This window comes from Dyadobacter crusticola DSM 16708 (assembly GCF_000701505.1).
Classification (GTDB): domain Bacteria; phylum Bacteroidota; class Bacteroidia; order Cytophagales; family Spirosomataceae; genus Dyadobacter; species Dyadobacter crusticola.
Genome location: NZ_JNJB01000004.1, coordinates 435,586 through 462,585 on the forward strand (window position 1 = coordinate 435,586; position 27,000 = coordinate 462,585).

The 27,000-nt window shown below is 46.2% G+C and carries 24 protein-coding genes and 1 riboswitch; of the genes, 17 read left to right on the top strand and 7 right to left on the bottom strand.

The window, feature by feature from the left end; translation table 11 throughout:
* Positions 1-19 precede the first annotated feature (19 nt).
* The 4 genes from Q369_RS0105400 to rlmB all read left to right on the top strand — a co-directional run bounded on the left by Q369_RS0105400 (position 20) and on the right by rlmB (position 3,973).
* Complete coding sequence (locus Q369_RS0105400) at positions 20-940, top strand: aspartate carbamoyltransferase catalytic subunit (RefSeq protein WP_031526788.1); 921 nt, start codon at positions 20-22, stop codon at positions 938-940.
* Between the two features lie 28 nt (positions 941-968).
* Positions 969-1,859: an SDR family oxidoreductase gene (locus tag Q369_RS0105405; RefSeq protein ID WP_031526789.1), complete on the top strand. Its 891-nt coding sequence runs from the start codon at positions 969-971 to the stop codon at positions 1,857-1,859.
* Between the two features lie 72 nt (positions 1,860-1,931).
* Positions 1,932-3,218, top strand: coding sequence for a GWxTD domain-containing protein (locus tag Q369_RS0105410; protein ID WP_031526790.1), 1,287 nt, complete (start codon positions 1,932-1,934; stop codon positions 3,216-3,218).
* Positions 3,194-3,973, top strand: coding sequence for a 23S rRNA (guanosine(2251)-2'-O)-methyltransferase RlmB (rlmB, locus tag Q369_RS0105415; protein ID WP_031526791.1), 780 nt, complete (start codon positions 3,194-3,196; stop codon positions 3,971-3,973). Before Q369_RS0105410 ends, rlmB begins: the two co-directional genes overlap by 25 nt.
* Before the next feature lie 287 nt (positions 3,974-4,260).
* Here the strand turns inward: rlmB and mnmA are convergent, their stop codons facing one another.
* Together mnmA and Q369_RS0105425 are read right to left on the bottom strand one after the other, a co-directional pair.
* Positions 4,261-5,364, bottom strand: a complete 1,104-nt coding sequence (mnmA, locus tag Q369_RS0105420) for a tRNA 2-thiouridine(34) synthase MnmA (RefSeq protein ID WP_031526792.1) — start codon at positions 5,362-5,364, stop codon at positions 4,261-4,263.
* Between the two features lie 144 nt (positions 5,365-5,508).
* The gene (locus Q369_RS0105425) at positions 5,509-6,552 is read right to left on the bottom strand and encodes a hypothetical protein (RefSeq protein ID WP_031526793.1); all 1,044 of its coding nucleotides are present in this window, start codon (positions 6,550-6,552) and stop codon (positions 5,509-5,511) included.
* Between the two features lie 72 nt (positions 6,553-6,624).
* Here Q369_RS0105425 and Q369_RS0105430 point away from each other — a divergent pair, with 72 nt between their 5' ends.
* The 5 genes from Q369_RS0105430 (at position 6,625) to Q369_RS0105450 (ending at position 11,631) form a co-directional block, all read left to right on the top strand.
* Positions 6,625-7,227, top strand: a complete 603-nt coding sequence (locus Q369_RS0105430) for a molybdenum cofactor guanylyltransferase (protein WP_031526794.1) — start codon at positions 6,625-6,627, stop codon at positions 7,225-7,227.
* Positions 7,220-8,059 (top strand): formate dehydrogenase accessory sulfurtransferase FdhD, encoded by an 840-nt coding sequence (fdhD, locus tag Q369_RS0105435; RefSeq protein ID WP_031526795.1) that lies wholly within the window; start codon positions 7,220-7,222, stop codon positions 8,057-8,059. Before Q369_RS0105430 ends, fdhD begins: the two co-directional genes overlap by 8 nt.
* The gene (locus tag Q369_RS0105440) at positions 8,056-8,424 is read left to right on the top strand and encodes a DUF7009 family protein (protein WP_031526796.1); all 369 of its coding nucleotides are present in this window, start codon (positions 8,056-8,058) and stop codon (positions 8,422-8,424) included. Before fdhD ends, Q369_RS0105440 begins: the two co-directional genes overlap by 4 nt.
* 2 nt (positions 8,425-8,426) lie before the next feature.
* On the top strand, positions 8,427-10,742 hold the full coding sequence (locus tag Q369_RS0105445; protein WP_035333021.1) for an FdhF/YdeP family oxidoreductase: 2,316 nt from the start codon (positions 8,427-8,429) through the stop codon (positions 10,740-10,742).
* Between the two features lie 115 nt (positions 10,743-10,857).
* Positions 10,858-11,631, top strand: coding sequence for a glycerophosphodiester phosphodiesterase (locus tag Q369_RS0105450; protein ID WP_031526798.1), 774 nt, complete (start codon positions 10,858-10,860; stop codon positions 11,629-11,631).
* Positions 11,632-11,649: 18 nt separating this feature from the next.
* Here the strand turns inward: Q369_RS0105450 and Q369_RS0105455 are convergent, their stop codons facing one another.
* Positions 11,650-12,699 carry a homoserine O-acetyltransferase family protein gene (locus Q369_RS0105455; protein WP_031526799.1) on the bottom strand — a complete coding sequence of 350 codons (1,050 nt, stop codon included), beginning with the start codon at positions 12,697-12,699 and terminating at the stop codon, positions 11,650-11,652.
* 156 nt (positions 12,700-12,855) lie between these two features.
* Positions 12,856-12,963, bottom strand: a riboswitch (SAM riboswitch).
* Between the two features lie 231 nt (positions 12,964-13,194).
* On the opposite strand from Q369_RS0105455, the gene treA reads away from it, so the two are divergent.
* Positions 13,195-14,745, top strand: coding sequence for an alpha,alpha-trehalase TreA (gene treA / locus Q369_RS0105460; protein ID WP_031526800.1), 1,551 nt, complete (start codon positions 13,195-13,197; stop codon positions 14,743-14,745).
* Positions 14,746-14,865: 120 nt separating this feature from the next.
* Entirely contained in the window at positions 14,866-15,657 is a 792-nt protein-coding gene (locus Q369_RS0105465) for a PhzF family protein (protein ID WP_031526801.1), read from the top strand.
* Here the strand turns inward: Q369_RS0105465 and Q369_RS0105470 are convergent.
* Positions 15,654-16,538: a DMT family transporter gene (locus Q369_RS0105470; protein WP_031526802.1), complete on the bottom strand. Its 885-nt coding sequence runs from the start codon at positions 16,536-16,538 to the stop codon at positions 15,654-15,656. The genes Q369_RS0105465 and Q369_RS0105470 overlap by 4 nt on opposite strands.
* Before the next feature lie 73 nt (positions 16,539-16,611).
* On the opposite strand from Q369_RS0105470, the gene Q369_RS0105475 reads away from it, so the two are divergent.
* On the top strand, positions 16,612-18,000 hold the full coding sequence (locus Q369_RS0105475) for an OmpA family protein (protein WP_031526803.1): 1,389 nt from the start codon (positions 16,612-16,614) through the stop codon (positions 17,998-18,000).
* A gap of 553 nt (positions 18,001-18,553) precedes the next feature.
* Here Q369_RS0105475 and pth read toward each other — a convergent pair.
* Positions 18,554-19,114: an aminoacyl-tRNA hydrolase gene (pth, locus tag Q369_RS0105480; protein ID WP_031526804.1), complete on the bottom strand. Its 561-nt coding sequence runs from the start codon at positions 19,112-19,114 to the stop codon at positions 18,554-18,556.
* Between the two features lie 66 nt (positions 19,115-19,180).
* Between pth and pyrR the strand changes: the two genes are divergently transcribed.
* On the top strand, positions 19,181-19,720 hold the full coding sequence (gene pyrR / locus Q369_RS0105485; RefSeq protein WP_031526805.1) for a bifunctional pyr operon transcriptional regulator/uracil phosphoribosyltransferase PyrR: 540 nt from the start codon (positions 19,181-19,183) through the stop codon (positions 19,718-19,720).
* Positions 19,721-19,725: 5 nt separating this feature from the next.
* On the opposite strand, the gene Q369_RS0105490 is transcribed toward pyrR, so the two are convergent.
* Positions 19,726-21,309 (bottom strand): hypothetical protein, encoded by a 1,584-nt coding sequence (locus tag Q369_RS0105490; protein WP_229206738.1) that lies wholly within the window; start codon positions 21,307-21,309, stop codon positions 19,726-19,728.
* A 128-nt stretch (positions 21,310-21,437) separates the two neighbouring features.
* Between Q369_RS0105490 and argS the strand changes: the two genes are divergently transcribed.
* From argS to Q369_RS0105510, 4 genes are all read left to right on the top strand, one after another.
* The gene (argS, locus tag Q369_RS0105495; RefSeq protein WP_031526807.1) at positions 21,438-23,216 is read left to right on the top strand and encodes an arginine--tRNA ligase; all 1,779 of its coding nucleotides are present in this window, start codon (positions 21,438-21,440) and stop codon (positions 23,214-23,216) included.
* An 82-nt stretch (positions 23,217-23,298) separates the two neighbouring features.
* Positions 23,299-23,856 carry a glutathione peroxidase gene (locus tag Q369_RS0105500; RefSeq protein ID WP_229206739.1) on the top strand — a complete coding sequence of 186 codons (558 nt, stop codon included), beginning with the start codon at positions 23,299-23,301 and terminating at the stop codon, positions 23,854-23,856.
* A 78-nt stretch (positions 23,857-23,934) separates the two neighbouring features.
* Positions 23,935-24,309 carry a DUF5618 family protein gene (locus Q369_RS0105505; RefSeq protein WP_031526809.1) on the top strand — a complete coding sequence of 125 codons (375 nt, stop codon included), beginning with the start codon at positions 23,935-23,937 and terminating at the stop codon, positions 24,307-24,309.
* A gap of 16 nt (positions 24,310-24,325) precedes the next feature.
* Positions 24,326-25,219, top strand: coding sequence for a 1,4-dihydroxy-2-naphthoate polyprenyltransferase (locus tag Q369_RS0105510; protein WP_031526810.1), 894 nt, complete (start codon positions 24,326-24,328; stop codon positions 25,217-25,219).
* A 1-nt stretch (position 25,220) separates the two neighbouring features.
* Here the strand turns inward: Q369_RS0105510 and Q369_RS0105515 are convergent, their stop codons facing one another.
* Positions 25,221-26,999 carry an SGNH/GDSL hydrolase family protein gene (locus Q369_RS0105515; RefSeq protein WP_031526811.1) on the bottom strand — a complete coding sequence of 593 codons (1,779 nt, stop codon included), beginning with the start codon at positions 26,997-26,999 and terminating at the stop codon, positions 25,221-25,223.
* Between the last annotated feature and the right edge of the window lies 1 nt (position 27,000).

Genomic DNA, 27,000 nt, shown 5'->3' on the forward strand with positions numbered 1-27,000 from the left:
CATTCATTGACAATTCACAATGACAAAACTTTCGGTCCGGCATTTACTTGGCATCAAAAACCTGAACGAGAACGACATCCAGACAATTTTAGACACTGCCACTGAATTTAAGGAAGTCATCAACCGGCCGATCAAAAAAGTACCTTCCCTCAGAGATATTACCATTGCTAACGTTTTTTTTGAGAATTCAACCCGCACCAGGCTTTCATTTGAGCTGGCCGAAAAGCGGCTTTCTGCGGATGTGGTAAATTTTTCAGCCTCGGGAAGTTCGGTAAAGAAGGGAGAAACGCTGCTCGATACGGTCAATAACATCCTTGCGATGAAGGTGGATATGATTGTGATGCGCCACAGCAGTCCGGGCGCGCCGCATTACCTGTCAACCCGCATTCCTGCCAATGTTGTCAATGCAGGCGACGGAACCCACGAGCACCCCACCCAGGCATTGCTCGATGCATTTTCGATGCGCGAAAAACTGGGGGACCTAGGGGGTAAAAAGATCGCGATCATCGGTGACATTACCCACTCCCGGGTTGCTTTGTCTAACATATTCTGCTTACAAAAACTCGGCGCAGAAATTATGGTTTGCGGGCCTTCTACTTTAATTCCCAAACACTTAGGCGAACTCGGCGTCAAAATAAGCCACAATGTAAAAGAGGCACTCGACTGGTGTGACGTAGCCAATGTGCTCCGCATTCAGCTTGAAAGGCAACAAATCAAGTATTTCCCCTCACTAAGAGAATACTCACTTTATTTCGGCATCAACAAGCAGATGCTCGACGACCTGAATAAGGAGATCGTGCTCATGCACCCCGGCCCGATTAACCGCGGTGTTGAGCTGTCATCCGATGCAGCCGATTCGCACCACTCCATTATTTTGAATCAGGTTGAGAATGGTGTAGCTGTGAGAATGGCGGTTTTGTACCTGCTTGCACAGCAATAGGATTTGTTCTAATCTAATCTCAAATCTCATGTCAAACACCGAAGGAATGCTCCGGGAAGGATCGCTGGCCAATAAGACGATTATTGTGACTGGCGGGGGGACCGGCTTGGGGAAATCCATGTCCGCCTACTTCCTCAAACTAGGGGCTAATGTTGTGATTTGCAGCAGGAAAGAAGATGTTCTGACAAAAGCGGTGGAAGAACTCAGACAAAGTGCTGGCGAGAACATTATCTCGGTACCATGCGATGTCCGCAAGCCTGAGCAGATCGAGCGCGTCATTGCGGCAGCCATCGAAAGGTTTGGGCAGGTTGACGGGCTTGTCAACAATTCAGCGGGCAATTTCATCAGTCCGACCGAGCGGCTATCCTACAAAGCAGTAGATGTTGTCGTTGATATTGTGCTTCGGGGCTCTTACTATTTTACATTGGCATTGGGCAAATACTGGATTGAAAAGCAAATAAAAGGAACAGTTCTCAACATCTCCACTACTTACGCCTGGACAGGCTCTGGCTGGGTGGTACCTTCGGCGATGGCCAAAGCGGGGGTACTTGCTATGACAAAATCGCTGGCGTTCGAATGGGCCAGGTACGGTATCCGCCTGAATGCGATTGCACCCGGGCCATTCCCTACAAAAGGAGCGTGGGACCGGCTTTTCCCGGAAGAGCTTTCAGAGAAATTTGCTTTCGAAAACAGGATCCCATTAAAACGGGTCGGCGATCACCAAGAGCTGGCCAACCTCGCGGCTTATTTAATGTCTGACTTTTCTGCGTATATGACCGGAGAGGTAATTACGCTGGACGGAGGTGAAGTTCTCTCGGCGGGACAATTTAACTTTTTAAACGAAGTTACTAGTGATCAGTGGGATACGATCGAAAACCAGATCAAAAATGCCAACCGGAACAGCAAGGCCGGTGAATGAAAAATTTTCTTACCGTTTTATTGGGTAATTTTGGCGGTTCCTTCGTTATTTGACAAAGGTTGAAGAAAACACATGAGAACAGGTTTAAGCGTTTTGGTTCATATACTGACGGTAGCTGCATTAGCAGGCTGCGCGTCTTCCAATAAAACTTCCAAGCCACTTCCTGAGGCGCAGGTAAGGTCTACCCAGCAAGCGGCGCCGTCTGTAAGCGAAGAACCATCGCTCGTCGCGATCCAGAGCAAGTACATTCTAAAAGACACTACGCAAGCGAAAGTGTACCTTTACGTAGATGCCTTCAAAGGAAAGAACCCGATTTCGCCAGCTGATTTTATCAAAACATACAACCTGAACTACGTAATTTATTCTGATTACGGAACGAGGGAGCGGCTGGGTTACGGGAATGTAAAAATGGATTCGTCTAATGTAACCAGTGCCGGCAATAAGATCGTGATATCGTACGATCTCAAAAGTCCAGACAGAGAATACGGAGTTCTGCTGAGTGAAATAAGCCAGGTAGGGACTTTAAAGAAAGTATTAAATGACCTGACGATCAGGTTCAAAAAGCTGGATGTAAATCAGACTTACGGGGTTTACACTGCAAACAGTTCACTGCCACTACAACGCCATTACATCAGCAGCAATGAATCTTTTGTGGTAAAAAAGCTATCCGGTGAAGATCAGCCGTTGCACGTATATTACTATAATTACGACTTTGAGCCGGCAGGTTCGCCCATGAATATTGCTGCAAAAGGGGTTACCAAGTCCCTTGAAATAGACAGTACCTTTACAATACAGGCGAATCAGCCTTTGAAATTTGAGAAAGAAGGTTTGTACAACATTTTTGCTGATACAACCCAGTCGGAAGGATTAGGAATCCTGGTTGTAAATGAACGCTTTCCGAAGGTAACGCGCCCGCAGCTTCTCCTCGGTCCATTGCTTTATATGAGCACCAATACGGAGATTAACGAAATCAAGAAAGCAGAAGATTACAAAAAAGCGCTGGATAAATACTGGCTGACGCTGATGAATGGAAATGCGCCGCTGGCCCAGCAGTCAATCCGCTCTTTTTACAGCCGCGTGGAAGAAGCCAACCAGCTGTTTACAACTTATAAGGAAGGATGGAAAACCGACAAAGGTATGATTTACATCGTACTAGGCCCACCGGACAAAGTTCAGAGAAGCAAAGACCGTGAAGTATGGAGTTACGACCAGCGCGGCAATGCTCAGAACGTCAATTTTACATTTAACAGAAAAAACAATCAATTCGTGGATGATCATTATGAACTGGTTCGCTATGCCGAATACCAGCCCATTTGGTATCCAGTTGTAGAAGCATGGAGAAACGGCAGTATACGGTAAGAAAACCCGCCCCAAAACAGTCCCAGGCCGACATGGTGTTCGGGACACAGTCAGTAATTGAAACACTCCGCTCGGGAAAAGAGATTGAGCGTTTATTCCTTCAGAGAGAATTAGGTTTTTCAGAAATAGAGAAGCTGGCCAAAGAAAAGGGGATACCTTTTCAGCGGGTTCCCATTGAAAAACTGAATAGAGTTACCCGCAAAAATCACCAGGGAGCAATCGCATTTGTTTCCCCGATTCAGTACATGCCGCTGCACAATGTACTGACGCAGGTTTATGAAGATGGTAAAACACCTTTGCTCCTGCTTTTAGACCGCATTACTGACGTACGAAACTTCGGAGCAATTGCAAGAACAGCCGAATGCGCCGGAGTACAGGCGATCATCGTTCCTACCAAAGGAGGTGCGCAGATCAATGCGGATGCGATGAAAACTTCTTCAGGTGCATTGAACTTCCTTCCGGTTTGCCGCGAGCCGAACTTATACGAGACGCTTTTATACCTCAGAAACAGCGGTCTGCAAATTATTGCCTGTACCGAAAAGACTGAAAAGTCCCTTTACGACATCGACTTCGCAGTGCCAACTGTAATTATTATGGGCTCGGAAGAAGACGGTATCTCGAAAGAATTTATCCAACTCGCCGACTCGGGTGCCAGGATTCCTCTTACCGGCCAGGTTGAGTCGCTGAATGTGTCAGTCGCGAGCTCTATTGTATTGTATGAGGCGGTGCGGCAGCGATTGAAAATCCAGGTATAAGACTTGTTTTTCAGCTAAAAGTTTTTTTATATTTACTTAACACCTGAACCGGCATTGGATTGCATCTCCTCTAAGCACGTCAGGTGTTTTTTTATTGTATGGGACTCCAATGCAAAGCTTCTGTGATTGAGTAGAGAAAAAGCATGTGCCAAGTTTGTCAGCCTGAGCGCAGTCGAAGGCATGGTGCACGTGCCTTCGACTGCGCTCAGGCTGACAAAAGGATGTAAAGCAGACTTACAAGAAAAAGTGCCAGGCGGACAGAAAAACTTAGCTTTATTGTGCCTCCTCTACTGCCGGAAACTCTTCAAAATCCAGCCGCCTCCTACTACATCGTCACCTTCATAGAATACCGCAGCTTGACCCGGCGCAATTCCGTTTACACCGTCGTGGAAGCGGGCTACGATTTTATCCGGCTCGATCTGTTCGATTAACGCTGGGGTACCGTCGTGTTTGTACCGGACTTTGGTTACTGTTTCGAGCGGTTTTTCAATCGAAGCATATTTTTGAAGATTCAATTTGCCCACATACATCCCATCGCGGAACAGGTCGGGCAAATCTCCCAGAACAACTTCATTGGTTTCTTTTCTGATCTCTGTTACAAATGCAGGTTTTCCGAGGGCGATACCGAGACCTTTTCTCTGTCCCACTGTGTAAAAAGGATAACCTTCGTGTTTTCCAACTATAGTACCGTCTTCGAAAACGAAGTTTCCACCTGCAACTTCCGCTTCAAGGCCAGGAATTCTTCTTTTCAGGAAGCCACGGTAATCATTATCAGGCACAAAGCATATTTCATAGCTCTCCGATTTATTCACCAGATCTATAAAACCGCGCTCTTTCGCCATTTCACGAATTTCAGTTTTATGCAGATAACCAAGCGGAAGCTTAGTTCGGGCCAGACTTTCCTGCGAAACGCCCCAGAGCACATAACTCTGGTCTTTCCAGCTGTCTATACCTTTTGACACATAATACCTGCCATCATTGAACTGCATATTTGCATAATGGCCGGTCGCGATGAATTCACAATCGAGCCTGTCCGCCCGGCGGAGCAATGCATCCCACTTAATGTGCGTGTTACACAAAACGCAGGGATTTGGTGTGCGGCCTTCGAGGTACTCGCCTGTAAAATGATCGATTACATAGTCGCCGAATTCGGTGCGGATGTCAAGGATATAATGAGGGAAACCTAATTCAACGGCAATGTTCCGGGCGTCGTTTATAGAATCAAGCGAGCAGCAGCCGGTTTCTTTTTTGGTCCCGCCACTGCTGGCGTAGTCCCAGGTTTTCATGGTCATTCCGATGACCTCGTAACCTTGTTCGTGTAACATAACAGCTGCGAGCGAGCTGTCGATGCCGCCACTCATGGCGACAAGAATTCTGCCGTGTTTGCTCATGGTAGTAATCTGCCGAAGGTTGAATGCCTTCCGATTGTTGATATAAAGATGAAACCGTTGAACAGACTTGCGTTGTCCAACGGTTCCGCAAAGGTAAGGAAATGTTCGAAGTGGTCAGATCAATGGCTTAATACATTTGTACTGCTACGAAATCACCTGCCGAATGATGTTCTTAATATTCAGCTCAATTATCTCCGTCATGCTTTCGCAATGCTGGTAGTGGTTATCTTTGAAATGCTTGAAAAGCCCGTCCCTGAGCTGGTAAATATTGTCGGCGGTCGATATTTTATCCTTAATTGAAACATCCCGCAACTCGCGGAGCCGGTGCCGCTCACTTCTGGCTTGGTACATAATGGAAGAATGCTCTTCCTGCTGGTATTGCAGTACCGTTTTGTCTGTCAGGTATTCCATTGCAAGCTCCACATAAGGGCGGTTTTCCTTGAAAAACTGCGGCATATATACTTTCAGATTGCCTTCGTAAAACTGCTGATCAAAATCGATCGCACGCAAACGGAATTGAAAATCGTCAAAGTCGGGCGTGATTTGCATTACAAAGTTGTACGACCGCATATCGCCGAGCAATGTGATCATGCAGCGTTCATTAAACTTGACAAACTCTTTTGCAATGCGGATCGGATTGTAGTCAGTATGCCGCAGGCGGGTTTTAGCAAATTCATCACCCGGAATTCCGGCAATGTGTTCTTCAACCAGCGAGTCGCCGTCGACCAGGTAGTTGACCTGATTGGGCGAGAATATTTCTTCCAGTTCCAATCCATAGATCCGGGACGCATCGGCTTTTTTGACATAAAAATAATCGTAAATATCATTGAGTCTGTTCACGATCTTGATCCTGAACGGATTGGAATTTCCGAATTTGCAATAGTCAATGCGGTCGATGTACTTGTGCTCCACGATGCGCAGGTTACCGGAGGCTTTCAGCATTGCATACACTTTTTTCAAACCATTATGCAGCCTGTCGACCTCGTGTGGCGGGTAGAGCGGGCTCTCCCACAGCGTATCTTTTCCGTTCTTGTCCATTACCGGAAAGGATTCATAAAAATTAAGCAAATCGTGGTAACTTACCGGAAGACGGGCGTCGCGCTGGTAGAAACGCAGGTACTTCCGTAATTCGGGACTCACCGGGTAGATCGGCTTCTTTTTCAATATCGTAACATCACCCTTTTCCATAGAAGGAAGTTACACATATCTAGCCGATAGTTCCAAGTCGCCTTTTTACCAAAACATGACAGATTTAAAACAATGGATCGCACGGACCTGATCGGAATTGTGGTTTGCGGAGGAGAAAGTTCACGAATGAGAAAGGACAAAAGCATGCTGACGTATCACCAGAAACCCCAATCTGAACATGTGGGCGATCTTCTTGACCAATTCTGTAAAAAGGTGGTAATCTCGTGCAATAGCAGGCAGTTTGAAAGCTTTGAAACGCAGTACGAAAAACTGTCTGACTTGCCCGAATATGCCAATAGCGGCCCGATCGCCGCATTGATGACCGTCTACTCTACTTTTCCGAATAAAGATTTTCTGTTTATAGGTTGTGACTATCCATTGCTGAGCACAGAGGATATCTCAGGTTTTTTGAGCTCAATCCAGGAAAGCGCCACTGCTGCTGCATTTTTTAATGCATATGGAAAGTATGAGCCGCTGCTCGCCTGGTATTCGCGGAATCTTAGCCAACTTATAAAAGAGCATTACCAAGTGAATGATCTCTCACTACAATCTTTATTACGGAAGGTAGATGCGCAAAAATTTATTCCGAAATCCGAAACTGCGATGAAGAGCGTAGATACTTTGGAAGATTTTGAAGCAATGCAAGCTTTTATAAACCGCATTCACAATGGTTAGAATACCGCCTGCTTCCGTAATGCGCCGGCAGATCAGGCGGGTAACCAGCTTGGGAGCTGATACTATCGACGATTTGCTCGCAGTAGAAGAGCCGCTCGAAATCCGGATCGCTTTTCAGCGAAATGGAAAGGCAACCTGGCAAAATGTTTCTGTCACCATGCGCACGCCCGGAAACGATCCCGAGCTGGCGGCAGGTTTTCTTTTTACGGAAGGGATTATTCACGATATCCGGCAGATCAAAACGGTAGAGAATTCAGTATTCGAGGAAAATCTGGTTCTGGTAAAGTTAGCCGATTCGTGCGAGCCGAACCTGAACCATGCGGATCGGAATTTCTATACAACATCGAGCTGCGGCGTTTGCGGGAAGGCGAGTATCGAGGCTGTTAAAACGGTTTCCAGGTTTGTTTTGGAAAATACTCTTTCCGTAAACACCGAAGTGCTTTTCGGGCTTGCCGACAAGATCTCAGGCAGTCAGCGCGTTTTTGAAGAAACAGGAGGATTGCACGCGGCGACACTTTTTGATAAGAATGGAAACCTGCTGCAACTCCGCGAAGATGTGGGCCGGCATAATGCAATGGACAAGCTGATTGGCGCCGCATTGTTATCCGACAAACTGCCGCTTACAGGTAACATACTTCTGCTGAGCGGAAGAGCAAGTTTTGAGTTGATCCAAAAAGCATTGATGGCAGGGATCGAAATGGTAGTTTCAATCGGCGCGCCTTCAAGCCTCGCCGTGCAGCTCGCCGAGGATAATAATATCACGCTGGTTGGTTTTTTAAAACAAGATAAGTTCAATGTTTACACCGGTTTCCACCGGATTTCAGATCTATGAAAATTCGAATCCAACAAAATAAAGTAAGGTACCGACTGTCTAAAAGCGACGTAGCGCAACTGGCAAGCGAGGGATACCTGGAAGAAAAAACGACTTTTCCGCAAGGTCAGCTGATTTATGCATTGAAAAGCCAGCCCGACACGGATTCACTTTCCGCTGCTTTCGAAAACCAGCAGATTACCATTTATATTCCCGAAAGCTTCACCAAAGCCTGGCCCGACAACAATTTGATCGGAACGGATTCCAACATGCCTTTAAATGCAGGCGAATCATTGTATCTCCTTGTTGAAAAGGATTTTAAATGTCTGGATAATGAGGCAGAAGATCAGTCGGACAACTACGAAAATCCAAATCAAACCTGCTGATTATGACCCCTGTAATCCCCGGCTCCGAAAATCCGGATCAGCTAACCGGCTTAAAAAAAGGCCCGATACAGAAAGTAGCTGCCGGCATTCCTGCTGTGGTTTCGAGTTTTGAGAAAACGGTGCAGGAAGCTGGCGTGAGCCGCGGCATGAAGGCGCTTTTTAATCTTAACAAGAAAGGCGGCTTTGATTGTCCGAGTTGCGCCTGGCCGGATCCTGACGATGAACGTTCGGGCATTGCCGAGTACTGCGAAAATGGCGCGCGGGCGGTAGCAGAAGAAGCTACACTGAAAAAACTAACGCCTGAATTCTTTGCTCAACATTCCGTTCTTGAACTTGGAAAGCTGTCCGACTACGAGATAGGTGGGAAAGGCCGCATTTCGCAACCCATGCACTTACCCGCCGGAGCTGCGCATTATCAGCCTATAACATGGAATGCTGCTTTTACAAAAATCGGAATGGAGCTCAATCGCCTTGCCTCACCGGATGAAGCGATTTTTTACACTTCCGGTCGTACCAGCAATGAGGCCGCTTTTTTATATCAGCTTTTTGTACGCGAATTTGGCACGAATAACCTGCCCGATTGCAGCAATATGTGTCACGAGAGCAGCGGAGTTGCACTGACTGAATCACTTGGAATTGGGAAAGGTTCAGTCAAACTGGACGATTTGCATCAGGCAGAAGTAATTATGATTTTGGGCCAAAATCCGGGTACAAACCACCCGCGCATGCTGACTGCACTGCAAAAAGCGAAAGCAAATGGCGCCAAAATCATCTCCATCAATCCATTGCCGGAAACCGGTTTAATGGGGTTCAATAATCCGCAAAAGGTAACCGGTGTGCTGGGCATCAATCCAACACTCACCGATTTGTTCCTGCAAATCAGGATCAATGGCGATCTTGCCTTGCTGCAAGCGATCGAATCGTTTTTATGGAAAGAAGAAAAGAAAGATCCAGGCAGCATTTTTGATCAGGATTTCATTCTTGGAAATACAGAAGGTTACGAGCAGTTCACGGCTCATCTGGATACACTTGACGTAACAGATCTCGCGAGAATATGCGGCATTGAGCTGGCTCAGATTGAAGAAACAGCCCGGTTACTCGCTTCGAAAAGCAGGATCATCGTTTGCTGGGCAATGGGTTTGACACAGCATAAAAATGCGGTTGATACCATTAAAGAGGTAGTGAACTTGCTCCTGCTGAAAGGCAGCATCGGCAAACCCGGAGCCGGCACCTGCCCCGTGCGCGGGCATAGCAATGTCCAGGGTGACCGGACAGTAGGGATTTTTGAAAAACCTTCCGAAAGCCTGCTGAATGCAATAGAACGTAACTTCCAATTCAGCCCGCCGCGTAAACATGGCTTCGACGTTGTGGAGTCTATCAAGGCAATGCATGACGGCCGGGCAAAAGTGTTTTTTGCAATGGGCGGCAACTTTCTTTCAGCTACTCCTGACACACAATTCACCGCACAGGCTTTAAGCAATTGCAAATTAACAGTCCATGTTTCGACCAAACTGAACAGGAGCCACCTCGTGCACGGCGAAGAAGCACTTATCCTGCCTTGTCTCGGAAGAAGCGATATGGATTTGCGCGACGGCGAAAACCGGTTTATTTCTTGCGAAAATTCGATGGGCGTGGTGCAAATGTCAAAGGGCATGCTGCCACCGATCTCGGACATGCTTTTGAGCGAACCGGAGATTGTAGTTCGACTGGCCAAAGCCACTTTGGGCAAAAAGAGCCAGATCAACTGGGACCGGTATGTTGCCAATTATGACGTGATCCGCGCAGATATTGAACGTACGATCCCTGGCTTTGAAAACTACAATGAGCGTGTGCGCCAGCCCGGCGGATTTTACCTCCCGAACTGTAACCGGGAAGGAAAATTTGATACAAGCACGCAAAAAGCACGGTTCAATGTCGCTCCCGTTAGCGAAAACAAATTGAAAGACGGCGAGCTGATGATGATGACAATCCGGAGCCACGACCAGTTTAACACAACAGTGTACGGCCTGAACGATCGCTACCGTGGTATTTTCAATGAACGACGCGTGGTATTGATGAACCGCCGGGATATAGCGGCGCGGGATTTGGAAGATGGCAGTCTGGTTGATCTGCACAACCGGTTTGATGGCGTGGAAAGGGTTGCAAGGAAGTTTGTAGTGGTTGAATATCCGATTCCGGAAGGCTGCACGGCCACCTATTTTCCCGAAACGAATGTGCTGGTACCGATTGGCAGCGTGGCAGAGAAAAGTAACACGCCCACTTCCAAGATGGTAGCGATAACGGTTTCGAAACATACTGTTGCTGAAATGCAATCTTAACATTGGCCTAATACAGCTGAGATTTACAAGCAGTAATTTTCGCGTTTCTTAGGAGTAGTACCTGGTCCAGGATTACTTGTATTTCCAGTTAGTTCAGTTTAATTTTTTGTACAAAATGAAGAAAGTATTTGCTATGCTTGCAGCAGGTTTTTTAAGCTTGACTGCATTCGAAGGAATGTCACAAAACAAAAACAAGGTAATTGCTCACCGCGGTGCGTGGAAGCATACCGGCGCTACCGAGAATTCGATTGGCGCATTAGAACATGCAATTAAACTAGGTTGCTACGGCAGCGAATTCGATGTGCATATGTCGGCGGACTCGGTGCTTTTCGTGCTCCACGATCATACCATTAAAGGCACACATATCGAAAAAACCAATGCAATTGAGCTGGCACAGATCAAGCTGGAAAACGGCGAGTCACTGCCGACATTGGAAGATTACCTGAAAGCCGGCGCAAAACAGAAGAAAACCAGGTTGATCCTCGAAATCAAATCTTCATCAATGGGCAAGGAAAGATCACTTGCGCTTGCTGCCAAATGCGTGGAAATGGTAAACAGACTGAAAGTGGAGAAGATCACAGACTACATCGCTTTTGATTTTGATGTATGTAAAAAAGTGAAAGAACTCGCACCAAAAGCGCATGTAGAATACCTGAATGGCGACAAAACGCCGGATGAAATAGCAGCTGCGGGACTCGACGGAATTGATTACCACTACAATGTTTACAAGAAAAATGAAGATTACATCCCTGCGATGAAGGCGAAAAAGCTGACTACCAACGTTTGGACCGTCAACGATGAATCTGCATTGAAGTGGTTCCTGGAAAAAGATGTGGATTATATCACAACCAACGAACCTGAATTGCTGCTCAGCATTTCTAAAAAATAAGCTACGGAACGGAAATGGCTAAATACTAGCCATTTCCAGTTGTCCATTTGTCTCCTGCCAAGCCCTGATCACCTGCGTAAGCTGCTTGTATTCAATCAGGAATCCATCGTGTCCATAAAGCGAATCTATTTCCTGAAAAACCGCATCGGGAATATGACGGGCTAGAAACTGCTGTTCCGAAAGCGGGAATAACAGATCCGACTTAATCCCAAGCACAAGCGTTTTTGCTTTAACAAGGCCCAGCGCATGCACGATCCCGCCGCGGTTCCTGCCTACATTATGGGAGTCCATAATTTTGGACAAAACCCAGTAGGAGTATGCATTGAAGCGTTTCACAAATTTATCGCCCTGGTACTTCTGATAGGAAGAAGCCCGGAAATCATCGATCTGATCGGGATTATCCCTTGCCTGCGTAAAGTTGTAAGTATCGTAATTGCGGTAAGACAGCAATGCGATAGACCGCGCCGCCCGCATCCCCATTGAACCTGCCTCGGGATGATCGTCTTTGAAGGTAGGATCTGCCTCGATCGCCATTCTTTGCGATTCGTTGAATGCAATTCCCCAGGGCGAATGCAATGCATTGGAAGCGATCAGTACCAGTTCTTCAAACAAGTCAGGCACTTCAACTGCCCATTCGAGCGCCTGCTGACCGCCTAACGATCCCCCAATGCAGATCTTGATTTTTCTGATCCCCATTTCCTGGCGTAACAGGTCCATTGCGCCCACTACGTCGCGGACGGTAATGACAGGAAAATCGCGGTAATAAGGTTTTTGTGTTTTGGGATTAACCGAAAGCGGCCCTGTGGAACCGTATGCAGAGCCCAGCACATTGACACAAACTATAAAATGCTTGGACGGATTGAAATATTTATCGTCTCCCACGAGCCCGTCCCACCAGTCGGCTGCATTGGAGCTGCCGGTAAGTGCGTGACAGATCCAGATAATATTGTTCTGCTCCGGGTTGATGGTTCCGTAGGTTGTATATGATAGCTCAAAACCGGCCAGCTCGCCGCCCATTTCCAGCGAATAAGGATAGGGATGTTTGAATATTTTCTGTTCCGACTGCATAGGTGCCCAAGCACAGTTAAGTACAAAATAGTAACGTCACGATTTTTGATAAAAAATACAGTGACTAATACATCTGAAAAATACCTTTCAGTTGCAGGTGCGAGATTAAAGCCATTCGGCTTACGGAAATTTCTAACTGTAAGAACACGCGAATTGATTTTATATCTCCTAATAAATTAGGTGGGAATTAGCACCTTTCTCCATAATGGTAGCAGGTTGCCAGAGGTTCGTTGAGCCCATTCTCTCGCCTCTTCTTTATAAATCAACCGCTTTGGTGAAGCAATTGACTTGATGGTACAATATTAAGCCGGGACGTGAGAAAATGCAAACAAACTGCCAAATTCTATTGTCACTCCCAGCGCTGCCTGATGAGCGGGAAGGAACAAAAGCAAAGGACCCGTGGTTCAATTTTTATATTAAACTGAAGTGCATTGATGTCCAAAAATGATGTTATTGGGCCAGTGTTTAGGTATTAACCCTTTAAAATCAGTCGTTTTGTACGGTTTTGTTGCACCTGCTTTTACTTACGGACAGTCCCACGTTTCACCGGAGGACCTTTACGGCAGCCTTTTTAAAGATGTGCAGAATAGCCACATCTTTCCGGACTCAAAGAGCTTCGCGGATGCGATCCCGCTTGAAGATCCGGTATTGATTATAGAGCGATACCATCGCGAGAAAATTGCCGAAGATTTTGATATTGCCGCGTTTGTAGACCGGTATTTCCGAATGCCGGCGCATATCGCATCCACTTTTCAGGCAGATAAAAACGCTTCCGTTTCTGACCATATCGAGAGATTATGGCCGGTACTGACCCGGCAGCCCGAGAGCCAGGAGCGTGGCGGTTCACTCATACCACTCCCCTATCCCTACGTAGTTCCCGGCGGTCGGTTCAGGGAGATATACTACTGGGACAGCTATTTCACCTTATTGGGTTTGAAAGAGGCGGGACGGAGCGATCTGGTGCAAACCATGATCAATAATTTTGCGCACCTCATCGATAGCTTCGGCTACATTCCCACCGGCAACCGGACTTACTATCTGACCCGGTCACAACCGCCGTTCTTTTCCCTGATGGTGAGCCTATTCAGTGAAATGGAAGGCCAGAAGGTACTGACCCGGTACCTGCCTCAAATGCAGAAAGAATATGATTACTGGATGGATTCCGGCAGCAGCACTGGCGAACCATTTACCGCTTATCGCCGCCTGGTATTCCTACCAAACGGCTTGAAGCTGAACAGGTATTGGGACGACAAAGCCACTCCCCGGCCAGAATCATACAGTGAAGATGTGGAACTCGCAGACCATGCGAAAGAAAACCATGGAACCGCACGCCCAGAATTATACCGCCACATTCGGGCCGCTGCCGAATCAGGCTGGGATTTCAGCAGCCGCTGGTTTGCGGCTGAGCATGACTTTTCCACCATACATACTACCGACATTATTCCGGTGGATCTGAATTGTCTGATGTATTATATGGAACAAACCCTGGCAGAAGCGTACCTGCTGAGCGGCAACCGGACATTGCACCAGGTTTATACCGGAAAGGCCACTGACCGCAAATTAGCGATACAGTTGTACTCCTGGGACGCCAGCAAGAATTTCTATATGGATTATGATTTCAAAAAGCAAGAATTCACGAAAGCCGTTACTCTAGCAGGGACATTTCCGTTATTTTTCAAACTGGCTTCCAAGCAGCAATCGCATTATGTAAGCGCCTATATCAGGCTGAATTTCCTGAAATCGGGCGGCTTGCTGACTACGACATCTAACTCGGGACAGCAGTGGGATGCCCCAAATGGCTGGGCTCCTCTGCAATGGATTGCCTACAAAGGTTTAAGAAACTATAATTTTCATCGAACTGCCGATGAACTGTCAACCGAGTGGCTTGCCCTGATTGAAAAAGAATTCAAACATTCAGGAAAAATGCTTGAAAAATACAACGTATCGAACACACATCTGATCGCCGGCGGCGGTGAATACGAAGTTCAGGAAGGTTTCGGCTGGACCAATGGAGTTTATCTCAGAATGAAAAATAAGAAAAGATAAGTACGGTCCGACCATGATATTCTTATACCATTCCAATAAATTATATTGAAAAATTAGCTTAGCGCCTTCCGTCAATAGCATTCTTTTTAATACCTTGTAATACCAACATGACCAACCCCGATGAGACTCCCTATATATCAGATAGATGCTTTTACAGACAAACTTTTTGGAGGTAATCCTGCGGCAGTTGTTCCATTAGAGCAATGGTTGCCGGATGAAACCATGCTTCATATAGCAGCAGAAAATAATCTTGCTGAAACTGCATTCTACGTTCCCACTGAAAATGGCTTCCACATCCGCTGGTTTACACCTTTCGTTGAAGTTGATCTTTGCGGGCATGCTACATTGGCCACAGCTTATGTGATCTTCAATATCCAGAATTACGAAGGTTACACGATTCTGTTCCAGTCGCGCAGCGGCGAGTTGCGGGTGGATTGCAAGGAAGACTGGCTTACACTTAACTTTCCGGTAGATCAATACCACGTAGCTGTACCACCTCCGGCGCTTGCGGAGAGCTTGAATACAACTCATTTGCTTGAAGTATATAAAGGAAAAACGGACTACATGGTGGTTGTAGAGTCAGAGGATATTGTACGGAACCTCGACTTTGACATTATTATCCTTTCGACAATCCCTGCACGAGGTATTATCGTCACCGCGCCTGGTGAAGATGTGGATTTTGTGTCACGGTTCTTTGCGCCTCAATCGGGAATTGATGAAGATCCTGTGACAGGCTCGGCACATACCACTTTGATCCCTTACTGGGCTGAGAAGCTTGAAAAAAATAAGCTGAGTGCCAAGCAGCTTTCAAAAAGAGGAGGTTACCTCAAATGCGAGCTAGCCGGCGACCGTGTTTATATCGGTGGTCAGGCGAAATTGTATCTCAAAGGAGAAATTCTGGTCGACGATTAAGCTGCCCGCTTTCCTGAAAGCTTTGTTCTCTGACCTGCATATAATCCGCCGACCACGAGGATCGTCCCAACCACGGTATAGATCGTAATAGGTTCGGACATTAACCACCACGCGAAGAAAAAGCCGAAAAGCGGACAGAGAAACAGCCACAAAGAAGCCTTGACGGTATCAATGCGCAAAAGGTAGAACCAGCAGATCAACCCTGCGATTGATACCGCCAGGCTCAACCATAAGACTGAGCCCCAAAAAACTTTATCGTAAACAGTTGATGAAAAATCGCTGAGCAGGAATGTGGCGGGCAACAATAACAGCCCGCCAATAAAGACCTGCCATCCATTGATTAACAGATTTGGCAGCTCCCACTTAACAGAAGCATAGTAAACACTCGCGGCAGACACTGCTACCATGCTGATCAGCAGCAGCGTAATTCCCCAGCCAGTCGTGTAGCTGTTTGCCAGCAACGGGTAGGTAGCGATGCCGATACCCGCCATTCCCAGTACAATTCCCAGCCATTCTGCTGCCTGCGGCTTGCGTTTCAACCACCACGACGATAGTAAAACGATGATCAGCGGATTGGTAGAAACGGCCAGGCTGCCTATTCCTGCGGCGGTATATTTCATTGCGCACACGTAGAGGCCCAGGTATAACGTTGTATTCAAAAAACCAAAGACAGCCAGCTGCTGCCATTCTTTTTTATTTGGCAATCGGTAGGCCGAACCTTTGCCAAACGCATAAGAAAATGAAAGGAGCAAAATGCCCGCAATAAAGAAGCGAACGTTTGCCAACACCAGAGGAGCGGCCGACTGTACCCCAAATTTGGTTGCTACCGAGGCTGAGGACCACAAAATGGAAAAAAGAAGACCTATACCGATATTTTTCACACATGAAACGAATTATGGATCAAAAATACAGGATGCGCTTCGGCTTCCGCCGGCACTTTTCATATTTTTGAGCATGATTATTCGAAAAAATGTACTGCTTTTCGCATTTCTCCTGACAAGCTGGTACACGCCCGCTTTTTCTCAAAATCAATGGACTTACGATTTTAACAATGGGCTTAATCCGATTGAAAATGGCGGACCTGCCTTAAAAGTACTCGGTCAACCCGGCCAGTATATCAAAGAAAAAATCCCGGGTTCTGACTATCTCAATCGTACCATCTACCAGTTTGAAAACAATAGCGGACTACAGTTCAACAATACGGAGGCGAAAGGATTTCTGAGCAAGTCGTTCACTGTTGAGATTTATTTTAAAATGACAGAACTCGACAGCTGGAAACGGGTACTCGATTTCAAGAACCGCAAAAGCGATTACGGAAGCTACATTTATGACGGCAAACTGAATTTCTATGATTATGCAATCGGTGAAAAAGCGCCGGTAAGAGCAAACCAGTACGTACATTATGTGTACTCGCGCGACTTCGATACCAAGATCATCAAAATGTATATCAATGGTCAGTCCAAGCTTGAATTCAAAGATCCGGGAAGTGAGGGAATGCTGGATCAGGATCAGGTACTTAACTTCTTTCAGGATGATCTGGTTGCCAATCACGAAGCCAGCTCCGGTTCCATTGCATTGATCCGAGTTTACGACCGCGTGATGACACCCGTTTTTGTGAGAAGAAGCTACCAGACAATCAGCAAAAATTTCAAGGAGCCTGTCGCCAAGCAGGAAGAACCAGAACCAAAGCCAGAAGAGAAGGTGGCAGAAAAACCTGGGCGTAACAAAAATCTCTCTCTCGTTACCGGGAAAGTTTATGACGGCCGCAACCTCAAACCCGTGCATGACGCCGAGGTAATGGTAAGAAAGTCTGATAATGACTCTCTGGTGGCACAGACTAAAACAGTAAAAGGTGTTTACAACTTTGAACTGACACCCTACCAATCTTACAGGATTTCGGCGCGTGCAGATGGATTTCAAAGCAAGAGTGTGGCAGTAAAGACGACCAACCGGTTCGAAGAAATCAAGTCACTGATCAGTCTGGCACCTGAGACTTATACAACTCCATTGACCACGTTGTATTTCAACCAGGGTACAGAAGAAATGGACGCCCCGTCACTTACTGACCTGGACTCCATTGCCGGGTACTTTCAAAAACATCCCGGCTTGAAGATCCTTCTGAAAGGTCACACTGACAACACGGGAAATTTTGATAAAAACCTCGAACTATCGAATAAGCGGGTAGAAACGGTGAAAACGCATTTGATCGGGAAAGGTATTCCTGCCGATCGCATTGAAGGAAGTGGTTACGGCTCAGCGCAGCCAAAGCGGGTAAACAGGTCTGAAACGGGCAAGCGATCGAACCGGCGGGTAGATATTTGGGCGGAGCCAGTAAAAAGATAAAGCCACCTCATTGAGGTGGCTTTATACTGACTATTCCTAAACCCTTAACCTTTTCTTTTCTTTTATATCTTAAACCGTTTGCAGTAAACAAAAGATCCTGCGAGCGGGTTGCATATCTAAAGTAATGTGATTGTTAATGCTACTCCTTTTTTGAAGATTAATCGATTCTACAATCTAAAAGGTAAAAAGATCAATCCTCCCCTCAACAACACACCGACTTCCCTCGTCATTTAATATATAGCCGCCTGACAATGAGGAAGGCAAATTCTTGTTTTATTTATACAAATATAAAACAAATCTAGTTAGCATCACGGATTAATTCAATTTTGGCCTTCGCTAACCGTGATACAAATATGAACGTTAATTTCGATATTACAAAGTTGCTGACTTTGTAACAACAAAATTTTATTGGGAATTAAATATCAATTTTGCGTGTCTTTTTGCAATATTATGCTTTTCGCCTGCTGTACTGTTTCAAATTATTTCGAAAAAGTAGCATATTGCAAAATTTTCTACCATCTTGAAATAATTATATTTTCTTTGAAATGTTCAATCATTGGTTATAATTATTCATTGCTGATTGTATACCCAAAGTACAAAAAGTAGTCACCATATCTCCCGCCTTATCTAGGAATATCGGCAATTCAATCATTTCCTCTGGGGAAAAAGCCTTTAACACATAATCTACTTGCCTGCCACGCGGAAAATTGTTCCCGATTCCGAAGCGCAAACGCGGGTACTCCGATGTGCCGAGAAGCTCCTCTATGTTTTTCAAACCGTTGTGCCCGCCGTGGCTGCCTTTTGGCTTGATCCGCAGCGTTCCAAACGGAAGTTGCAGCTCATCTACGATCACCAATGTATTTTCGGCCGGGACTTTGAACTGGTCCATATAATATCGCAATGCCTTTCCGCTCAGGTTCATGTAAGTGGTAGGCTTGATGAAATAGATCTGCCTTCCCTTGTGTTTCCACTCAGCCACAAACGCCAGCTTCTCAAAGCTGAATCTAAAATCGTGCTGCGCGGCGAGCCTGTCCAGTACCATAAATCCGACATTATGCCGGGTAAATGCATATTCCGGACCAATATTCCCCAATCCGGCAATAAGGTATTTCATTTGTTAAAAGTTTTTGATTTCGTATTAGAGCACTTAATTTAGGCTAAAATTCAGGGAAAATACATGATGCCCCAAAAACGATTGATACTAAGTAGCCCATTGCTGGAAATCATGATCAGCCGATTATGCCAGCAGCTGATTGAAAACCACCAGGAATTTTCCAATTCGGTGGTAATGGGGCTGCAGCCGCGCGGAATCTACTTTGCCGAACGCATTGTCGCAGAACTTCGCGAACGAACAGGGAAGAATATTCCGCTGGGTTACCTGGATGCTACCTTTTACCGGGATGATTTCAGAAGAAGGGAATCGCCGCTTGTGCCCAATAAGACCAATGTACCGTTTCTGATCGAAGGTAAGAAGGTAATCCTGATCGACGATGTGCTTGCAAGCGGTCGCATGGTGCGCGCTGCATTGGACGCGATGACCGCATTCGGGCGCCCCAAAGCAGTTGAGCTAATGGTACTAATAGATCGCCGCTATAATCGCGAGCTGCCGCTCGGCCCCGACTATGCAGGAATGAAAGTCAGCACGGTGGAAAGTCAGCGGGTACAGGTGGAGTGGAAAGAGCAGGGTTTTGAAGAAGACCACATCTGGCTTGTCGACTGAAAAAATCAACGCGGGCGGGAAGCTTCTTTCAAGCCTACTTTGCCAATTTCTTCTGTTTTGTAAGTCAGCTTATTGATATAGAAAACCTCTCTCCCCTGCCCTATCGAAGAAGTACCAATCCGCTGCATTCCATAGGCAAGAAAATACTGGCCGTACCAGGGTGAGAGGTACCCGTCTTCATTATTGAGCACTTTCTCCTTTTCAGATTTGGGATTGATTTTGAATTTCTCGGTTTCCACAACCACTTTGTCCCGGTTGATCACCTCCGTGTGAATCTCACCTTCCTGTGGGTAAGCGAGCACGAAATAATCGTCGACGGGCGTTACCTGCACCATTTCCTGCAAATCGAAGCTGGTGAGGTCTTTGATTGTAATGGTGTTGTCCCACATAAACTTTCCATTCCTGTCAAATCCGCAGACGATCGCGTGGGTATAACGGTAACCTTCGAGCGACCGGGAAATGTAAGGGCGGGAAATTCCGCCGGAGATAATCGGATTAGTTGAACGCTGGTTTGGATAATAAACTTCGGCAACCAGCACGATTTCTTCAGGTGTCTGGATCAGCTCGTGAACAAGGAGCCGGTACCGGAATCGGTTTTCCTTACCCAGACTTTGTCTTTTATCAATTTTTTCCAAAACCCGCTGCCGGCGTTTTGGCTTCATGTAATTGAAAAAATTCTGTAACTGAGAAAATTCGATAAACTGCGGCTCTCCGGGCGTATCATCTTCTATATGTGTGACATACAACCCTTGTGAATACTGGGTACAACCTACCGAATAGTTGCCAATCAGATAGGAATCATCAGAATTAAGCGGCACAATTTGTCCGGATATGAAGCTGTACCTCGGGTCGCTCAATGTAGTTTTCTTCAAAAACTTGCCGTCATAATTGTAAGTTTTGATCTCAAAAACACAATTTTTTTTCCGGTAAGCATAAGTAATTACATTGATGTAGCCGTCGATTTCATTGATATCCACATTGTTCAGTTCTGTATTTTTTTCAAACAATCCTGGCAGAACGCGCGTCGTGTGGTCGAAGAAAGAATGCACGATTACCACCGGCCGCGAGCGATAATATCCTGAAACCAGTGCCTTGCTGCCTATCACTTTGAACTGCTGCACATCCACACCAGAAAGGAGATTACCTTTGAAGGTATCAATGGACCCGTCGTTGAAATTGAGTTGCAAAAACAGGAACTTGTCGGTATCCGGCTCTGCGAAAAGCCAGTAGCCCAAATCCGCTCCTTTGTAAGCCATTACTGGAATGTAACGAAAATCAAGTTTATACGCGGTTCGCCATAGTACTTTCAAAGTCGTGTCGTACTTCACGAAATTCCACTTTTCATTACGACTGCTGGAATACTCATCGCCCCGGATCACGGACAGAATACCCTGCTCGCCCAGGCTAAATACTTCGAATTGTTCGGAGCTGGAAGAACTGGTTGGAATCTCCAATCGGTCAGACTGATGCAACTGCGCTTTTGCACCAGTGAATGGAGCCAGAACAATCAGCAGCAGTATCTTTGTCCGGAAAAAACGAAGCAGGTAATTGGACATAACTTCTTCCTGGTGGGGTGTAACTCTCTTCAATATTTACCCTAATTTTGCATCAAAAAAGATAACATCACTATTAATATAAGAAATATTTTCATTCAAATAAAAACGACAGGAAATGGGTCCCGGCTTTCAGGAGCACACTTCCGCTTACACCATTTTTCATGACAATTGAGGCTATATTAAAAGAGGATATCCAAAAAGCGATCCAAAAGCATTTCGAGATCGATGTTGAGGAAGTCATTTTGCAACCAACCAAAAAAGAATTTGAAGGCTTTTATACATTCGTAACCTTCCCGCTTACCAAAACGACCCGCAAAGCGCCTGGGGAAATCGGCCAGATTATCGGTGCTGCGCTTGTGGAGGCTTCTGCGGTGGTGCAGCGCTTCAATGTCGTGCAGGGTTTTCTCAATATCAGCTTGAAAGATCAAACCTGGCTCGACCTGTTTGAAAAGATGAAAAGCGACCCTGATTACGGCAGTTCGCCTTCGAATGGGGCCTCGGTGATGGTTGAATTTTCTTCCCCTAATACCAATAAACCCCTGCACCTGGGGCATTTAAGAAACAATTTCCTCGGCGATTCTTTGTCGAGAATACTGAAAGCGAGCGGCTACAATATTGTAAAAACCTGCCTTGTAAACGACCGCGGAATCCACATTTGTAAGTCTATGCTGGCTTACCGCGAGCTTGGAAATGGGGAAACGCCCGAAACCAGCGGGATCAAAGGCGACCATTTGGCCGGGAAGTATTATGTAAAGTTTGATCAGGAATACAAAAGGCAGATCAAAGAGCTGGTTGAGCAGGGAATGAAGGAAGAAGAAGCAGCAAAAAAGGCCCCATGGATGCTTGAAGCTCAACGTATATTGCTGCTTTGGGAACAAGGCGACGCCGAGACGGTTGCACTTTGGCAAAAAATGAACAGCTGGGTGTATGCAGGTTTTGGAGAAACGTACAACAAAATTGGTGTAACATTTGACAAAACCTATTACGAATCAGACACTTACCTGCTAGGAAAAGATATCATCGAAGAGGGTCTTCAAAAGGGTGTTTTCTATCGGAAAGAGGACAATTCTGTTTGGATAAACCTCGCAGATGAAGGTTTGGACGAGAAACTTGTACTTCGCGGCGATGGTACTTCCGTCTATATCACGCAAGATCTGGGAACAACCGAGCTAAAAAACAGTGATTTCCATAATGACCGTTACTTATGGGTGGTTGGCAACGAGCAGGATTACCACTTCAAGGTCCTGTTTGCCATTTTGAAAAAGCTTGGAAGAACCTATTCAGAAGGCTGCTACCATATCAGCTACGGAATGGTTGACCTGCCGTCGGGTAAAATGAAATCACGTGAAGGTACCGTCGTGGATGCAGACGATCTGATTGCAGAAATGATACAAACTGCCGCCGACCGTACCCAGGAGTTAGGAAAAATAGACGATTTCGATAGTGCAGAAGCCAAGCAGCTCTATAATCAGCTGGCAATGGGCGCATTAAAGTACTTTTTGCTCAAAGTGGACCCAAAGAAAAGAATGCTGTTCAATCCGGCCGAGTCCATTGATTTCCAAGGGCACACGGGACCATTTATTCAATATACCTATGCCCGGATCCGCTCCATTATGAGAAAAGCGGAACAGGCGGGTATTGAAGCAATTATCCCTGGCGCAACTTACGCAATGCACCAGTCGGAGCGCGAGCTGATTTTTGCGCTTGCTCAGTTTCCTCTGAAGGTAACCTCAGCTGCAAGCGAATTTGCCCCGTCGATCATTTCACTGTATGCATTTGAGCTGGCAAAAGTTTATAACCAGTTCTACGCCGAGGTATCCATTTTCTCTGACCCAAATCCGGACGCTGTACGTTTCAGGGTTGCATTATCGCAGGTTGTTTCGGAAACAATTCAAAAAAGTTTAGGGTTATTGGGAATAGAAGTTCCGGAACGTATGTAAAGCTGATTTTCACGCGTTTATTGATAGATTTGTATAAACCATAACCAAAACTAATATGAGCTTTCTTAAATCAATTTTAATTATGATTACATCTCTGATCGGCGGTTTGTTTGCTGATAAAAGTGAAACCGCATCGCGCCCAGATTCATACGAAACTGCGAAACAATCTCTTTACGATTTCAAGGTAAAATCGCTGGTAGGCGGTAAAACAGTGGATTTAAGTAAGTACAAAGGAAAAAAAGTAGTGATCCTGAATGTGGCGTCCAAATGCGGCTATACCAAGCAGTATGCGGATTGGGAGAAATTTAACAAAGAGCATGGCGACAAAGTGGTTGTACTTGGCTTCCCTGCCAATAACTTCGGTGGACAAGAGCCAGGTACCAGCGAAGAAATCGCTACATTCTGCTCGGCAACTTACGGCGTGACGTTTCCTATGTTCGAGAAAGTGTCGGTTTTGGGAGAAGACCAGGCTCCTATCTACAAATGGTTAACCACAAAAGAATTGAACGGCTGGAACGACAAAGTTCCAACCTGGAACTTCTGCAAATATGTAGTCAATGAGAATGGCGAGCTGACCAACTTTTTTGCTTCGAAAGTATTACCAACAGATGCTGAGTTTTTGAAAGCTGTTGGAATCTGATAGTACGAAAATGCGAGCTGCCTGCACTATATCGGCAGCTCGCATTGCCTTCTCCATCAAAACTAAACACACATTAACATGAAAGATATCATTGAAGCTAAACGCTATCTCTCCAATGCAAAAGCGATACTGAGCGAAAAAGCACAGAAGGAAGATGGTTTTTACAAAGACAGAAAGTACGTAAAAATGGCTGGTCATACTGCTTATGCAGGTGTTTTAGTTGCGCTTGACAGCGTCTTTGGGGACAAGAAAAAGGGACGTAAAAGTGTTGATTGGTATAAAGAAGAATTATCAACACGTGACAAGAAAATTTTGAGTGCTTTCATGGCCGCTTATGACACACTTCACTTGTCAATGAGCTATGACGGAAATCTAAGTGCTAACGTCTCCAAAGAAGGACTTGCCCTCGCTGAACAAATCATTAATTGGGCCGAACAGAGAGCCCAAGCTTGACATCAATTACATTAGAATGAACCCCTGGATTGAGGCTGCCCGGCCTAGAACTTTACCTCTGTCATTGTCATGCATCATCATGGGCTGCTTCCTGGCAGCTTCCACTGGAAATTTCCATTGGTCTGTTGCTGCATTGAGCGTACTTACAACCATTATTTTACAGGTACTTTCCAATTTCGCCAACGATTATGGTGACGCTGTAAATGGAAAAGACACCGACTTGCGGGAAGGTCCGCGCCGGGCTGTGCATTCGGGACACATCACTGCTTCTTTGATGCTGAAAGCCATTATCTTGTCTTCTGCATTGGCTTTGATCTCGGGAATTTCCCTGCTGGTGATCGCACTGAGTGATGCGCCAAAGAGTGCTTTCTATGTTTTCTTCGGAATTGGTGTTGCGTGTATAATCGCCGCGATCACCTATACTGCCGGCAAGCGACCTTACGGTTATGTCGGGTTAGGTGATTTATCTGTGCTGATCTTTTTTGGTTGGGTGGGCGTACTCGGAAGCAGCTATTTGCATACACACTTGTGGGACTGGTCGCTTTTACTTCCTGCAACCAGCTGCGGTTTGTTCGCCGTGGGCGTACTGAATATCAACAATATCCGTGACATCGAGTCAGACCGGGCTACGGGTAAAAACTCGATTCCTGTGCGGCTTGGGCGCGAAAAGGCAATTGCTTACCACTGGCTGATTTTGATCACAGGCATGCTCTGCGTTTCAGTTTACACATACCTTCATTTTTCCGGCTTTCAGAATCTGCTGTTTCTGCTCAGTTTTCCATTGTTCATCAGGAACGGACTTGCTGTTTCCACATTGAAGAAAGCACAGGAACTTGATCCCTACCTCAAACAAATGGCGCTTTCCACACTCTTCTTCGTAATCTTGTTTGGAATTGGCGTAGTACTTTAAGCTACTTCGTGAATTGCTTAATCGCATTTCCCAACAGGGTGTAACCTTTTGCATTTGGGTGCAGGCCGTCGGTAAATAATGTTTCATCCGTTTTGGCGCTACTTGTTAACAACACCTTTCCGGGATCCATATAGCCCACATTTTCGGCTCCGGTTAATTGTGCAAGTTGTTCGTTCAATCTGGCAACGCGCATTTCCTGGTCTCTTCGAGGGTAAATGCCCAGCATGGTAATTTTTGCATTGGGCTGCTGGTATTTCAATGCTTTGATCAGCAGCTTCCAGCCTTCGACGATTTCCTCATCGGTGTTCAAATGCAGATTATTGGTCCCAATGTTAACAAAAATTCGTTTCGCGTCGAACCCAGATAGTTCACCGTGATAGATACGCCAGAGTACATTCTCAATGCGGTCCCAGCCGTAGCCGAGATTACGTGAGTTCTTGCCGAAAGTGGCATTCCAGGACTCGTCGCCCACCGCGCGCGGACCTTTTGGCAAACCGCCCCAGAAATGTGTAATCGAATTACCAATCACAATAGTCTCCGGAGCCGATTTCTTGTTTAGATCGAGTATCTCACGATGCCTAACCTCCCAATCGTAATTATTCAATTCGCGAAGTTGCGTAATTGGTTTCGTAGTGAAAGCCTCGCCGGTATACTCATGTAAAATGCTGCGCAAATGCTTCTCATAACCCTCCGCATACCGCATCATACCTAAGTCCGTCTGGTGCGTGCCGTCAACTGTTGTTTCAATGTCCTGATTGAAGTCCTTTTTGGGAATCAGGAAGATCTCCGTAATTCCTTCTGACTTCAACGTGGCGAAAGCGGCTTTCAAAATCACATTCACCTCTTCATAAAAATGCTTGCTTTCGGGGTTAATAGCCTCGTCGGTATATCCGGCATGTTCGGCAAGTGCAATGGGCGTTCCCGGATGTTTTTGACGAATTGATCTAACAGTAGCCAATATCCTCTCTCGGATTTGCTCCGCCGTGATCGGCATTTTAGAATCCGGCCGGATCGTCAGGTTGGGTAAACAATCTAAAATGAAAATGTGCGCATCAATCTCGTTCACTAAATCCACTACTTCCTTTTCCAGCCGCCCATTACCTGAAAACGCCAGGTTGATCAGCGGCCTGTCCATTTTCCGGCCGAGAATAGCAGTCCACGCCATACCAGGTCGTGAAGCGCAGGCACCCTGCGCTATGGAAGTACCATAGACAACAATCGGTTTGTCAGGCCGCACGGGCAGCGGAACAAATGCCGCACCGTCCGGCACACCGATTTCCAGCCACTTCACATTATTATAAAGCGGCAAAAACAGCCGGTACTCCCGTCCTTTTTGGTGGTAGCTATCGTTTGATTCCAGTCCCTTGAAAGTATACGTAATTGTATCACCGAATGCATATTTCCCGGCGCACCATCGCGAAGCGCCGTCGCTGCTTACTGCATAAAGGTCTACGCCGCTCACTCCGGTGGCTGGCATGTGAGGCAATGCGTGTTTTCCGCCCACTGTATACCTCACCGTAATCTCAGACGAATTTGACCGGAACCTGAGCATTAACCCCGAGGATTGGTTTGACAGTCCCCAAACGGCTTCCCGCACCTGCTTTTCAGCCTTCGCAGGTAATCTGTCATAAGGATTTTTCAGCTCTTTGGCTGGCCAGGCTTGTCCTTCAATCACCGGGAAAGGCGCACTTTGCGGGTTCCACCAGCTGGTTTTCAGATTTTGAGCTTGGAGGACGAAGCAATAGCAAACGAATGCAGGAATAAGGAATTTGATTTTCATA